The organism is Actinomyces gaoshouyii, assembly GCF_002076915.1.
Taxonomy (GTDB): Bacteria; Actinomycetota; Actinomycetes; order Actinomycetales; family Actinomycetaceae; genus Actinomyces; species Actinomyces gaoshouyii.
This window is the reverse complement of record NZ_CP020468.1, coordinates 1,884,700-1,896,917: the sequence shown is the minus strand read 5'-3', so window position 1 is coordinate 1,896,917 and position 12,218 is coordinate 1,884,700. Positions and strand designations below refer to the sequence as shown.

The following is a 12,218-nucleotide window of genomic DNA, read 5'->3' as shown; positions in this document are numbered from 1 at the left end:
TGTGCGTCGACGATGACGCCCGCCCAGAACGGGTCCTTGTCCCAGCCCTCCGCCATCCCCAGTGCCGTCAGAGGGACGAAGGCGGAGTGATGGAGCAGGGCATGCAGCCGCTTTGCCCACGTTGAGTGCGGGCTGATGGTGTACAGGATCGTCTGGAGCGACACGAGAACGGGATACAGACGTTTGCGCTCGAGTGTGTTCGCGTGCTCGGGTGCCTGTCTCTGGGTGCGCTGCTTGTGCCGGCGCGTCTCCCGCGAGATGAGATGGTGGAGAGGCTGTCACTGAAGCGGATCTCGCCGTCGAAGTTTCGCGGATCGAGGTACCAGAAGGCGCCTCCCGGTGCCTTGAGGGACATGGTGTTCGAGATCGAGGCTCGCACCGCGACCTCGACACGTTCCAGGGTGTCCATGACGAACAGTCGCAAGGACCGGTCCCGGTCGAGCAACTGGTTCTCGTTGAGCGGGGGCTTCTCGTAGGCCTGCGACGGTCGCTCGGGCACGGCACCACCATAAGAGAAGACCCCCCGATTTGGGCGTAGCATGCGCCAGAGGCCTGGGGGTATGGTGTAGGGACATCATACACGCGGCCGGCGGCTGCTGACACGTCTAGACTGGGCGCATGAGCATTCTTGTCGCAGGTGGCGCCGGCTATATCGGCGCCCACGTTGTCCGTCTGCTGCTCGAGCGCGGGGACGAGGTGATCGTCGTCGATGACCTGTCCTACGGATCCCCCAGCCGGGTTGAGGGCGCGGCCCTCGTTGAGCTCGACGTCGCCGCTGGTGACGCCCCTGAGCGGCTCACCGATGTCATGAGGGAGCGCGGCGTCACCGCCGTCATCCACTTCGCCGCCCGCAAGCAGGTCGGCGAGTCCGTCGCCCGTCCCGCCTGGTACTACCAGCAGAACGTCGGCGGCCTGGCCAACATGATGCTCGCTATGGAGGCCGCGGGCGTCGACCAGATGATCTTCTCCTCCTCCGCCGCCGTCTACGGCATGCCGCCCATCGAGGTGGTCCCCGAGGACATCGACTGCCACCCCATCAACCCCTACGGGGAGACCAAGCTCATCGGCGAGTGGATGATGGCCGACGCCGAGACCGCCTGGGGCATGCGCTGGGCCGGGCTGCGCTACTTCAACGTCGCCGGCGCCGGCTGGGACGATCTGGGCGACATGGCCACCCTCAACCTCATCCCCATGGTCATGGACCGCCTCGCCAAGGGCGAGACCCCCAAGATCTTCGGCACCGACTACCCCACCCCGGATGGAACCTGCATCCGCGACTACATCCACGTGCGCGACCTCGCCACCGCCCACGTCGCCGCTCTCGACTACCTCGCCAGCGGCAAGGAGATGGCCGAGCACGTCTTCAACGTCGGCACCGGCGTGGGGGCGTCCGTGCGCGACGTCGTCGCCAAGGTCATCGCGGCCACCGGCCTGGACCTCGTGCCCGAGGAGCTCGACCGCCGCGCGGGCGACCCCCCGCAGCTCATTGGTGACGCCTCGCGCATCACCCGGGTCCTGGGCTGGCGGGCCGAGTACGACCTCGACGACATCGTCGCCTCGGCCTTCAGCGCCTGGCAAGCAGATCCGAACCGGCCGCACTTCGCCTGACCGGCCGCGCGCGGGGCGCTGCGGAGCGCGCCGGTTGACGACGACGGGGGCGCGGGTGCTCAGGTGAACCCACCCGAGCGCCCGCGGCCCCTGCGCTCGGAACCGGTCTCGATCGTGATATCGACCGGTCTCGATGCTGTTTTCGACCGGTTTCGGTGGGGAGGGGGTTAGGAGGTGGGGATCTCGACCTTGTTGAAGTCGGAGGACGTCAGCCGGCCCTCGCGCAGCTTGGAGAAGAAGTCCGGTGCGGTCCTGTCCTCGAGCAGCACGGCCGCCCCGATCCCGCCGGGCTCGTAGTCGAGGGAATCGATCGGCGGGGCGCCGGTGAGGCCCTCGGATGAGGCTGCGCGGAAGCCGAGCACCATCTGCCCGATATCCGTCGGGCCGGTGCCGTCGTCGGCGGTGAGCACCTTCGTGCCCGCGTCGACCAGCTTGTCCTGGCGCGGCCAGCTGATGAGCGTCTTGGCGGACACGGCCCTGTCGACGACGGCGCTGATCACCGCGCGCTGGCGCAGGCCCCGGCCGATGTCCCCCGTGGGATCCGACTTGCGCATGCGCGAATAGGCCAGGGCCTTCTCGCCGTCGACGTGCTGGCAGGTGCCCTTCGAGGTGTCCCACACCAGCCCGGAGTCGGGGTCGTCCACGTCGTAGTCGAGGCAGACGTCGATGCCGTCGACGGCGTCGACCGTCTCCTTGACGCCGGCCATCCCGACTTCCATGTAGTGGTCGATCGTCAGGCCGCTGAGATTTTCCACGGTGAGGACCAGGAGCTCGGGACCGCCGTAGGAGTAGGCGGCGTTGATCTTGTCCCCGCCATAGCCGGGGATCTCCACATACGTGTCGCGCGGCAGGGTGGTCAGCGAGGACTGGCCGTTGTTCTTGTGCAACAGCATGATCGAGTCCGCGCGGGAACCCTCCGTGCCATCCTCCGCAATACCGCCATCACCGCGGGCGTCCGAGCCCACGATGAGCCAGGTCTGCCCGGCGGTGTCTTTCGCGCCGGACAGGGCGTTCACCCGGCCGAGCTTGTCATCGACCTCGTGGGCCAGCCAGGCCACTCGGCCTACGATGACCCCGAGCACGAGGACGACCGCCAGAGTGGCCCAGCCGAGGACCCGGCGCCGGCGCCGGGCGGCGCGGCGTCCCGGCCCGAGTGGCTCGGGGCCCGAGGGGGATCCGGGCCGCATCGGGCCGCTCGGGCCCGCGGGGACCGCGCCCGGCGCGGGCCGGTCCTGCCAGCCTCCCGCGGAGGGGCCGTAGGACGCGGGGAGGGCATCCGGGTAGCCGGGCGCTCCAGCGCCATGGTCCTCATAGTCCTGCCCGGCGGGCGGGTAGCCCGAGGGGAGGGTCTGCGTGATGTCGGGGGTGGGGGGCTGCGGCGCGGTCCCGAGCGCGCGAGCCGATGATCCGGGCCTGACATGGCTGCCGCCCGCGCCGCGGGAGGACGGCGCGGGCCGCCGGCGGGGGATCGCCGTCGGCGTTGGGGGCTGCGGGCCCGCCTGCGCCTGGTTCCCGCCGAGCACGCTGCGGCGCGCCGGAGCCTCCGGTGTGGGCCGGGGGTCCGGCTGCTGGCCCTGCCTCACCGCGCGTGGCGGCCTCGGGGGCCTGGGGGCCCGTCCTCCAGAGCCCGGGGCGACGCTGGGAGGAAGACCGTCATTCGACGTCATAGGGCGTGCGCCTCACTTGCACTGGGCGGCGGGGTCGGTGGAGGGAGCCGCGGGCGCCGGCGCCTGGGGGGCAGGGGCCCCACTGGGCTTATCGGCGACGATGGGGGCATCGGTCTGCTCGGCCGCATCGGTCGAGGAGGAGCCCGCAGCGGCGTCGGAGGAACTGGGCGCCGGGGACGCGGTGGAGCCATCCGCCTTGCCGCTCACCGAACCGGTGGGCACGGGGGTGTCCTCCCTGAGGGCCTTCCAGATCGGCTTGGCGTCATCGGTGGCCACCACGCGGTTGGCGTCCCATCTGGCGGGCTCGTTGGGCACGGTGAGGAAGGTGATGCGGTCCATGCCGATGGACTGGATCGAGCTGGCCAGGCCCTGGAGGTTGGTGAGATTGCCGATCTTCTCGGAGGTGGTCAGCGACCCCAGCGCCGTGCGGGCGAAGGAGTAGAGCTGATTGGCGTCCGAGAGGATGTTCTTGCTCTGGGCGGTGCGGATCATGGCGGCCATGAGGTTCTGCTGGTGCGCGATGCGGCCGATGTCCGAGCCGTTGCCGTAGCCGTGGCGGGCGCGCGCGTACTTCAGGCCGTCGGTGCCGTTGAGGTGCTGGCAGCCCACGGGCAGGTAGAGCTGGGTGTAGTCCGGGTCGTCGATCTCCTCGGAGACGTAGAGGTTGACGCCGCCCAGGGCATCGATCATCGTCTTCAGGCCGTGGAAGTCGACGATCATGAACTCGTCGATGTTGACGCCGGTCGTCTTCTCGACGGTGTTGATCGCGCAGGCGGCGCCGATGCCCAGGGCCTTCGAGTCGGTGCCGGTGCCGGCGCCGGTGGCGAAGGCGCTGTTGAACATCGTCTCCGGCTGGGGGGCCGACTCGGTGCCGTTGTAGGTCTTGCACGAGGGGATGTCCACGAGGAGGTCACGGGGGATGGAGACTACCTCCACCCGGGAGCGGTCCGCCGACACGTGCATGATCATCGCCGTGTCCGAGCGGGCGACGGAGGTGTCCTCGCTGCCCTCGGAGCCGTCGACGTTGTTCGCCCCGCTGCGGGTGTCCGTGCCCAGGACGAGGATGTTGAGGGCGTGGCCGTCGTAGGAGTCGCCGATGGCGTCCGTGCGGGTGGCGGAGCCGTCCAGATAGTCGGAGATGTCGAAGCGCTTGACCTGGCTCTGCAGGTCCATGTAGACGAATCCGGCCGCGGAGGTGACGAACAGGACGAGTGACAGGAACACCAAGCCGACCCGGCGGGCGGTTCGCCTCTCCAGGTCCTTGATCGAATGCCGTGCGTGTGGCTTCTCGGTGTTGGGCACGCGTCGAGTCTAGAGAATCAGTGAGGCGAGACCCAGCATCGTGACGGCGTCGATACATGATCTTCCTCAGATCTGGATGACTGGCGTCACAGCGCCTCGGCAAGACCCCGCCTCGTCTAGGCTCTTCCCGTGACCGATCTCGTCCCCACGCCCTCCGATCGGCCGGATCCGGCCGATCAGCACCGCCGGTCCGGTGTGTCGCCCGGTGCTGCGCCCGATCCGGGGGCCGACCGGCGGGGTGCCCGCGGCGGGCGCGTGCGCGTGGTGACCGTCGCCTACAACCCCGGGGACGAGCTCGAGCGCTTCCTCTCCTCCCTCAAGGCCGCCACCTCCCGCGAGGTCACCGTCGTCATCGCCGACAACGGCGAGGAGCACGGCGTCGTCGAGGCCCTCGCCGCCGCGCACGGCGCCCGCGTCGTCGGCGACGGCGTCAACCGCGGCTACGGCGGGGGCGCGAACCTCGCCGCCCAGGGGCTGGATGAGGACTGGATCGTTGTGGCCAACCCCGACCTCGTGTGGCGCCCCGGCAGCCTCGATGTCCTCATCGACGCCGCGATCGCCCACCCCGAGGCGGGCGCGCTCGGCCCCAGGCTCCTCAATGCCGACGGGACCGTCTACCCCTCCGGGCGCGCCCTGCCCTCGCTGGCGGCGGGCACCGGGCACGCCCTGCTGGGGAGGGTCTGGCCCTCCAACCCCTTCTCCGCCCGCTACCACGGCGGCAATGAGGATGTCACCCACGCCGTGGGCTGGCTCTCGGGCGCCTGCCTCCTGCTGCCCGCCGACGTGTGGCGCGAGCTCGGGGGCTTCGACGACGGCTACTTCATGTTCTTCGAGGACGTCGATCTCGGGGCGAGGATCGGGGCCTCCGGGCGCGTCAACCTCCAGGTGCCCGAGGCGGTTGTCATCCACGAGCAGGGTGTGAGCTGGAAGGCGCGCCCCGAGCGGATGATCCGCGCCCACCACGCCTCGGCGCGCCGCTACATGCGGGCCTCCCACCCCGCGCCCTGGCGGGCGCCGCTGCGCTGGGCGCTGTCCGCCGGCCTGCGCGCGCGAGAGGAGATCGCCGTGCGCGCCGCCCGGCGCGGCTGAGCCCGGGACCGCTCCCGGGTCTCCCGGGCGCCTCGCCCGGGCCCGCGCCCGACCGTCCGTGGACGGTCGGCGCCCGCCCTCAGGGGCGCTCCCGGCGGGCCTCGGCAGGGGGTTCCGGCGCGGCGTCGATCGCGACCCGGCGCGCCAGCCGGGTGATCTGCCGCTCCAGGGAGGCCTTGCGGCGGAAGGAGGAGTGGACGTTGAGGAGGAAGGCGACGACGAGGGCGTAGAGGAGGAGGTCGGCGCCGCGGCCCACCCCGACGGCGTTGGCCGCCTGGGTGGTCAGTCGGGGCAGGCTGATCGCGATCACCGCGAAGAGCACGAAGGTCAGTGTCAGGAGGCGCCGACTGGCCTCGTGCCGCGCGCCGGTCGGGCTGCGCAGCATGGTCCAGCCGATCGCGACGACGGCGATGACGAGGATGGCCTGGATGATGATCTGGTGACTCACTGACTGCTCCTATGGACTGGCGGCGGGTGCGGTGCGCCGATGCTCGCTCAGCTGAAGAGCAGGTCGACGAGGATGTTGATGGAGTTCCACAGGGACTGGCCCTTGGCCTTGGAGTAGTCGGTGTAGGTGATCGTCACCGGGTGCTCGCGCCAGGGCAGGCCGGTGCCGGCGAGTTGGCGGATGATCTCCGAGGCGTGGGCCATGCGGTCCTGCTGCAGGTTGATCTTCTCGGCGGCGTCGCGCCGCAGCACCCGCAGCCCGTTGTGCGCGTCCGTCATCCGCATCCCCGAGGATCGGGAGGAGGCCTTGGCCGCCAGCCCGAGGATGAGGCGCTTGGCCGGTCCCACGGGGGAGGGGCCCTCGAGGAAGCGGGAGCCGAGGACGAAGCCGAGCCCCTCCTCGCGCGCGGCGGACACCATGGCCCTCGCGTCATCGGGGGAGTGCTGGCCGTCGGCGTCGAAGGTGACGACGTAGTCCGCGTTCGTCCTCTCCAGGACGTACTCGATGCCGGTCTGGAGCGCGGCGCCCTGGCCGCGGTTGATCGGGTGGCGCACGACGATCGCCCCGGCGCGCTCGGCCCGCCGCGCGGAGTCGTCCCCCGATCCGTCGTCGACGGCGACGACGTGCGGGAAGGCGGCGCGAGCCGCCTCGATGACGCTGCCAATGACCTGGGCCTCATTGTACAGCGGGATGACGAGCCAGGCATCGGTCACCGGGGAGGAGTCCTGCCTGGAGGATGCGGGGGTGCTCACCACGGCATTGTCGCACGTGCGGGCCGATCGGCCCCGGGGCGGGCCTCCTGCGCGCGGATCATCGCAGGATGCGGGGTCGGGGGCGGTAGTATGGCTCAATGGTCGCGGCGCGACCTGGTCCGGCGCCGCGATCCCCCGTGGCCCCTGATCCCCCGCACGAACGACGGAGCCCGGCCGGGATCCCCGCCGGGCAGCAAGGAGCCGCAATGGCAGTCCGGATCGCCGAGTCAGCCGACGTCTCGGACGAGGCCGTGATCGGCGAGGGGAGCAGTGTCTGGCACCTCGCCCAGATCCGGGAGCGCGCCGTCCTCGGCGCCGGCTGCGTCATCGGGCGCGGCGCCTACATCGGCGAGGGCGTGCGCATGGGGGCCAATTGCAAGGTCCAGAACTACGCGCTCGTCTACGAGCCCGCCAGCCTCGCCGACGGCGTCTTCATCGGACCCGCCGTCACCCTGACCAATGACCACTTCCCCCGCGCCGTCAATCCCGATGGCAGTCTCAAGTCCGCCTCCGACTGGGATCCCGTCGGGGTGACCATCGAGGAGGGCGCCTCCATCGGCGCGCGCGCCGTCTGCGTGGCGCCGGTGACGATCGGCGCGTGGGCCACGGTCGCGGCGGGCGCCGTCGTCACCAAGGACGTCCCCCCGCACGCGCTCGTCGCGGGGGTGCCCGCGCGCCGCATCGGCTGGGTCGGGCGCGCCGGTGAGCCCCTTGAGCCCATCGCGCCGACCGGGCCCGGCGCGCCACGGTGGCGCTGCCCCGCCACCGGCACCGTCTACGAAGAGTCCGACACCACGATCCGAGAGGTCTGCCACTGATGGAACGCAGCTTCATCCCCGCCGCCAAGCCGATCATCGGGCCCGAGGAGCGAGAAGCGGCCGGCGCTGTCATCGACTCCGGGATGGTCGTCCAGGGCCCGCAGGTGGCCGCCTTCGAGGAGGAGTTCTCCTCCACGATGGTCGCCGGAGCCCACTGCGTGGCCGTCAACTCCGGCACCTCCGCCCAGCACGTGGCCACGCTCGCGGCCGGCCTGCCCGAGGGTGCCGAGGTCATCGTCCCCTCCTTCACCTTCGCCGCCACCGCGAACTCCGTGGCCGCTGCCGGTGCCACCCCCGTGTTCGCGGACATCGACCCGGTCACCTTCACCCTGGACCCCGCCGGCGTCGAGGCCGCCATCACCGAGCGCACCGCGGCCATCGAGGTCGTCCACCTCTACGGCCTGCCCGCCGACATGCCCGCCATCCTGGGAATCGCCGAGCGACACGGCCTGGCCGTCTACGAGGACTGCGCCCAGGCGCACGGGGCCGCCATCGACGGCGCGCCCGTGGGCGCCTTCGGCGCCTGGGGCTCCTTCTCCTTCTACCCCACGAAGAACATGACCACACTGGAGGGGGGCCTCATCTCCACCCGCGACGCCGACCTGGCGCGCGCCTGCCGCCTCATCCGCAACCAGGGCATGGAGAAGCAGTACGCCAACGAGGTCATCGGCCTCAACAACCGCATGACCGATGTCAGCGCCGCCGTCGGGCGCGTCCAGCTGCGCAAGGTGGGCGGCTGGACCGAGCGGCGCCGCGCCAACGCCGCCACGCTCGACGCCGGGCTGGCCGGCGTGAGCGGCGTCGTCACCCCGCATGTGCCCGACGGCTACCGCCACGTCTACCACCAGTACACGATCCGCTTCGAGGGCATCGAGGGCGCCGCGCGCGACGAGATCGCCCGCGTCCTGCGCGAGGAGTGGCGGATCGGGACCGGCGTCTACTACCCGATCCCCAACCACCGACTGCCCTCCCTGGAGCGCTTCGCCCCCGGCCTGGAGCTGCCCGGCACGGAGAGGGCCGCCCGCGAGTGCCTCTCCCTGCCCGTCCACCCATCGCTCGCCCCCGAGGACCTCGACCGGATCATCGAGGCCATCGGCGCCGTGGCGAAGGCGGGTGCCTGAGATGGGCGCGCTGCGCATCGGCCTCATCGGCCTGGGCTCCATGGGCCGCCACCACGCCCGCGTCATCCGCGCCACGCCCGGCATGGAGCTCGTGGCCGTGGCCGACCCGGGCGGCGACCGCTTCGGCGTGGCCGACGGCCTGCCGGTCCTGCCCGATGTCCGCGCCCTCATCGACGCAGGCCTCGATGCCGCCATGGTCGCCGTGCCCACCGTCCACCACGAGGAGGTGGCTCTCGCCCTGGCCGAGGCCGGCGTGGCCGCGATGGTGGAGAAGCCCATCGCCCATAGCGTCGAGGCGGGTCGCCGGGTCGCCGAGGCCTTCTCCTCGCGCGGGCTCGTGGGCGCCGTCGGCTATGTGGAGCGCTGCAACCCGGCGCTGCGGGCACTGCGCGCCCGTCTCGATGCCGGGGATCTGGGGGAGGTCTACCAGGTCCTCACCCGCCGCCAGGGGCCCTTCCCCGCGCGCATCAGCGACGTCGGCGTCGTCAAGGACCTGGCCACTCACGACATCGACCTGACCGCCTGGGTGGCCGACTCCCGCTACACCTCCATCAGCGCCCACGTGGCCCACCGCTCCGGGCGGGACAACGAGGACATGGTCGTGGGAGTCGGGCGGCTCGCCAATGGCGTCATCGTCAGTCACGTCGTCAACTGGCTCACCCCCTTCAAGGAGCGGGTCACGATCGTCACCGGGGAGAAGGGCGCCTACGTGGCCGACACCCTCACCGGGGATCTCACCTTCTATGCCAACGGCACCGTGACCTCCGCCTGGGACCAGGTGGCCGCCTTCCGCGGGGTCAGCGAGGGGGATGTCGTTCGCTACGCCATCGAGAAGCGCGAGCCCCTGGCCCTGGAGCAGGAGCGCTTCCGCGACGCCGTGGTGGCCGGCGCGGGCGCCCCCGGTAACGAGATCGTGACCATGGACGAGGGAGTGGCCACCCTCGAGGTCGTCGAGGCCGTGCTCGCCTCCGCCGCCGAGAACCGGACGGTCGACTTGTGACCGCGAGGCGGCTGCGCGAGGGCCTCGCGCTCGGCCTCGCCCTGGCGGTCTGGGACCGCTCCCGTCCCGCCCGGGGCGTTATCATCGCGACTCGCCTGTACGCCCCCGAGGCTGCCGCCGCCGCCCAGCGCCTGCGCGGCCTGGCCCTGGCCCTGGCCGAGCGCGGTGAGCGCGTCACGGTGCTCACCTCCACCCCGCCGGGAATGACACCCCCGGGGGATCCCGGCATCGAGGTGAGATCCGTCCCCGCGCTCCGGGACGAGTCCGGATACGTGCGCGGCTACGCCCATTACATGAGCGTGGACGCGCCCATGGCCGCTCGGCTCCTGGCCCAGCGCCGTCCCCGGGTCGTCATCGCGGAGCCGCCACCGACCACGGGCGCGGTCGTCAGAGCCATCTGCGCCCTGCGCGGCGTCCCCTACGCCTACTACGCGGCGGACGTGTGGTCCGACGCCTCGGAGTCCATCGGCGCGCCCGCCTGGGTGGTCGAGGCCCTGCGCCTCGTCGAGCGCCTCGCCCTGGCCGGCGCGCGGAGCGTCATCGCGGTGAGCGACGGCGTGGCGGAGCGCGTGCGCGAGCTGGGGGCGCGGCGCGTGGCCCTCGTTCCCAATGGCATTGACACCGAGGTCTTCACCGCCGAGGGGCCTCGTCATCCGGATGCGCCCACGGCCCCGTACTTCGTCTACGCGGGAACCGCCTCGGAGTGGCAGGGCGCCGGAGTGTTCATCGACGCCCTGCGCCTGGTCCATCGCACCCACCCCGAGGCGCGACTGGTCTTCCTCGGCCAGGGGAGCGACTGGGAGAGTCTCATCGCCCGAGCCCAGGGCGACGAGCGGATCGCGTTCAGCGGGCTCGTGCCCCCCGATCAGGCCGCTGCCTGGCTGCGGGGCGCCGCGGCGGCGGTCGTGTCCATCCGGCCCGGCCTGGGCTACGACTTCGCCTACCCCACGAAGATCCTCGCGGCCCTGGCCTGCGGGGCCCCCGTCGTCTACGCGGGTCCCGGCCCGGCGCGCGAGGACCTCGGCGCCCATGGCCTCGGCCACGCCTGCGACCACGAGGTCGGCGCCGTCGCCGAGGCGATGCGCCGGGCCCTCGCGGATGCCGAGGCCCCCGGGCGGGAGAGCGAGGCCGCCAGGCGCCGGGCATGGGTGGTCGGCAACCGCTCGATGCGCGCGGCGATGGGCCGTGCCGCGGATGAGATCCTTGAGATCTCCCCTCACGCCCTGCGCAACCGGTGGAGGCAAAGCCGCATCGACCCAAGCCAGGCCCCGAACACCCCCAGGTGACCGGCCACCCACCCGGGTAGTCTCAGGCGCCATGGGATACTTCCCACCGTGAAGGTTCTCCACGTCAACGAGGTCGCCCGCATCGGCTCCGCGCTCGTGCGCCAGGCCCGGAGCGAGGGCCTGGACTGGGAACTGTACGACACCGCCCGGGCGGATCCCGCCTGGCACCCGGCCACCCGCGCCGCCCGCCGCGCCCTGCGGGGCGGGCTCTGGGCCGCCGGCCTGGCCCGCCGGGCCCGGCGCGCCGACCTGCTCGACGTCCATGGCGGCACCGTGCCCGCGCACACCCGCTGGACCCGACGCCCCTACGTCCTGCACCTGCACGGCACGGATATCCGCGTCCGGCGCTACGAGCAGGCCTCTGCCGCACTGGTCGAGCGCTCCGTGAGGGAGGCCCTCGACGTCTACTACACCACCCCTGATCTGGCCGAGCACACCCTCGACCTGAGCCCCGGCGCCACCCTCCAACCGGTTGTCGTCGACCCCGCCGAGCTGCCCAGCGCCCCCTCCGACGCCGGCCCCGACGGATCGCGTCCCTTCACCGTGGTCTTCCCCTCCCGATGGGACGCCGCCAAGGGAGGGGAAGCGCAGGAGAGAGCCGTCGCCTCCCTGCGCCGGGCCTACGGGGATCGGATAGCCCTGGAGGGCCTGGACTGGGGGCGCAGCGCCCACCGGATCTCCCGGGAGCACGGCGTCACCCTGCGCCCGCCGATGCCCCATGCGGACTACATCCGCTGGTTGGCGGGGGCCTCGGCCGCCGTCGGGCAGATGACGGGCTGCATGGGTGTCTCAGAGATCGAGGCCATCGGGGCCGGTGTCACCACCATCATGGCCCTCGACGAGCGTTGGTACGACGGCTCCCACGAGACCACCCGGGACGTGCCGGTCCTCGGCGGCCCCGTGGCGCGGGCCGACTTCGTGGACGCGATCGTCGACGGCGTCGGCCGGGCCCTGGACGGCGAGAGGATCATCGGCGGGCGCGTCTGGGTCGACGCCAACCACTCGCCCCGGCGCGCCGTGGCCCGCCTCGCCGAGCGCCTCGGCCGCCTCGGGGTCGACTCCGCCTGAGCCCGCCGCGTCGGCCGGGCCCTGTGGACCCACCGGGCGGGCGGGAGCCCGGCGGAGGG

At 72.1% G+C, this 12,218-nt stretch carries 12 protein-coding genes; 7 read left to right on the top strand and 5 right to left on the bottom strand.

Annotated elements, in window-relative coordinates; all coding sequences use genetic code 11:
- Positions 1-67: 67 nt before the first annotated feature.
- Positions 68-541: an Abi family protein gene (locus B6G06_RS10740; protein ID WP_081171814.1), complete on the bottom strand. Its 474-nt coding sequence runs from the start codon at positions 539-541 to the stop codon at positions 68-70.
- 77 nt (positions 542-618) lie between these two features.
- On the opposite strand from B6G06_RS10740, the gene galE reads away from it, so the two are divergent.
- Positions 619-1,608 (top strand): UDP-glucose 4-epimerase GalE, encoded by a 990-nt coding sequence (gene galE, locus B6G06_RS07820; protein WP_081171813.1) that lies wholly within the window; start codon positions 619-621, stop codon positions 1,606-1,608.
- A gap of 167 nt (positions 1,609-1,775) precedes the next feature.
- On the opposite strand, the gene B6G06_RS07815 is transcribed toward galE, so the two are convergent.
- A complete protein-coding gene (locus B6G06_RS07815) occupies positions 1,776-3,191 on the bottom strand; it encodes an LCP family protein (RefSeq protein WP_229657865.1) in 1,416 nt (471 codons plus the stop codon).
- Between the two features lie 96 nt (positions 3,192-3,287).
- On the bottom strand, positions 3,288-4,577 hold the full coding sequence (locus B6G06_RS07810) for an LCP family protein (protein ID WP_164505210.1): 1,290 nt from the start codon (positions 4,575-4,577) through the stop codon (positions 3,288-3,290).
- Positions 4,578-4,706: 129 nt separating this feature from the next.
- Here B6G06_RS07810 and B6G06_RS07805 point away from each other — a divergent pair, with 129 nt between their 5' ends.
- Positions 4,707-5,666, top strand: coding sequence for a glycosyltransferase family 2 protein (locus tag B6G06_RS07805; protein ID WP_080462045.1), 960 nt, complete (start codon positions 4,707-4,709; stop codon positions 5,664-5,666).
- 79 nt (positions 5,667-5,745) lie between these two features.
- Here the strand turns inward: B6G06_RS07805 and B6G06_RS07800 are convergent, their stop codons facing one another.
- Entirely contained in the window at positions 5,746-6,114 is a 369-nt protein-coding gene (locus B6G06_RS07800; RefSeq protein WP_080462044.1) for a DUF2304 domain-containing protein, read from the bottom strand.
- A gap of 47 nt (positions 6,115-6,161) precedes the next feature.
- Complete coding sequence (locus B6G06_RS07795) at positions 6,162-6,869, bottom strand: glycosyltransferase family 2 protein (protein WP_081171812.1); 708 nt, start codon at positions 6,867-6,869, stop codon at positions 6,162-6,164.
- Positions 6,870-7,072: 203 nt separating this feature from the next.
- Here B6G06_RS07795 and B6G06_RS07790 point away from each other — a divergent pair, with 203 nt between their 5' ends.
- Genes B6G06_RS07790 through B6G06_RS10085 form a run of 5 tightly spaced genes read left to right on the top strand, consistent with a single transcriptional unit; the run spans position 7,073 to position 12,159 of the window.
- The gene (locus B6G06_RS07790) at positions 7,073-7,684 is read left to right on the top strand and encodes an acyltransferase (protein WP_081171811.1); all 612 of its coding nucleotides are present in this window, start codon (positions 7,073-7,075) and stop codon (positions 7,682-7,684) included.
- Positions 7,684-8,805 (top strand): DegT/DnrJ/EryC1/StrS family aminotransferase, encoded by a 1,122-nt coding sequence (locus B6G06_RS07785; protein WP_080462041.1) that lies wholly within the window; start codon positions 7,684-7,686, stop codon positions 8,803-8,805. Before B6G06_RS07790 ends, B6G06_RS07785 begins: the two co-directional genes overlap by 1 nt.
- 1 nt (position 8,806) lies before the next feature.
- A complete protein-coding gene (locus B6G06_RS07780; protein WP_080462040.1) occupies positions 8,807-9,805 on the top strand; it encodes a Gfo/Idh/MocA family protein in 999 nt (332 codons plus the stop codon).
- A complete protein-coding gene (locus B6G06_RS07775) occupies positions 9,802-11,091 on the top strand; it encodes a glycosyltransferase family 4 protein (RefSeq protein ID WP_240494042.1) in 1,290 nt (429 codons plus the stop codon). The genes B6G06_RS07780 and B6G06_RS07775 overlap by 4 nt, the downstream gene beginning before the upstream one ends.
- A 48-nt stretch (positions 11,092-11,139) precedes the next feature.
- Entirely contained in the window at positions 11,140-12,159 is a 1,020-nt protein-coding gene (locus B6G06_RS10085) for a glycosyltransferase family protein (RefSeq protein WP_125898903.1), read from the top strand.
- Positions 12,160-12,218: the final 59 nt, after the last annotated feature.

What these genes read in the sequence shown, in the direction of transcription:
- B6G06_RS10740 (WP_081171814.1), bottom strand. Translation starts at nt 541, where the DNA reads ATGCTACGCCCAAATCGGGGGGTCTTCTCTTATGGTGGTGCCGTGCCC.
- galE (WP_081171813.1), top strand. Translation starts at nt 619, where the DNA reads ATGAGCATTCTTGTCGCAGGTGGCGCCGGCTATATCGGCGCCCACGTT.
- B6G06_RS07780 (WP_080462040.1), top strand. Translation starts at nt 8,807, where the DNA reads ATGGGCGCGCTGCGCATCGGCCTCATCGGCCTGGGCTCCATGGGCCGC.
- B6G06_RS07790 (WP_081171811.1), top strand. Translation starts at nt 7,073, where the DNA reads ATGGCAGTCCGGATCGCCGAGTCAGCCGACGTCTCGGACGAGGCCGTG.
- B6G06_RS07785 (WP_080462041.1), top strand. Translation starts at nt 7,684, where the DNA reads ATGGAACGCAGCTTCATCCCCGCCGCCAAGCCGATCATCGGGCCCGAG.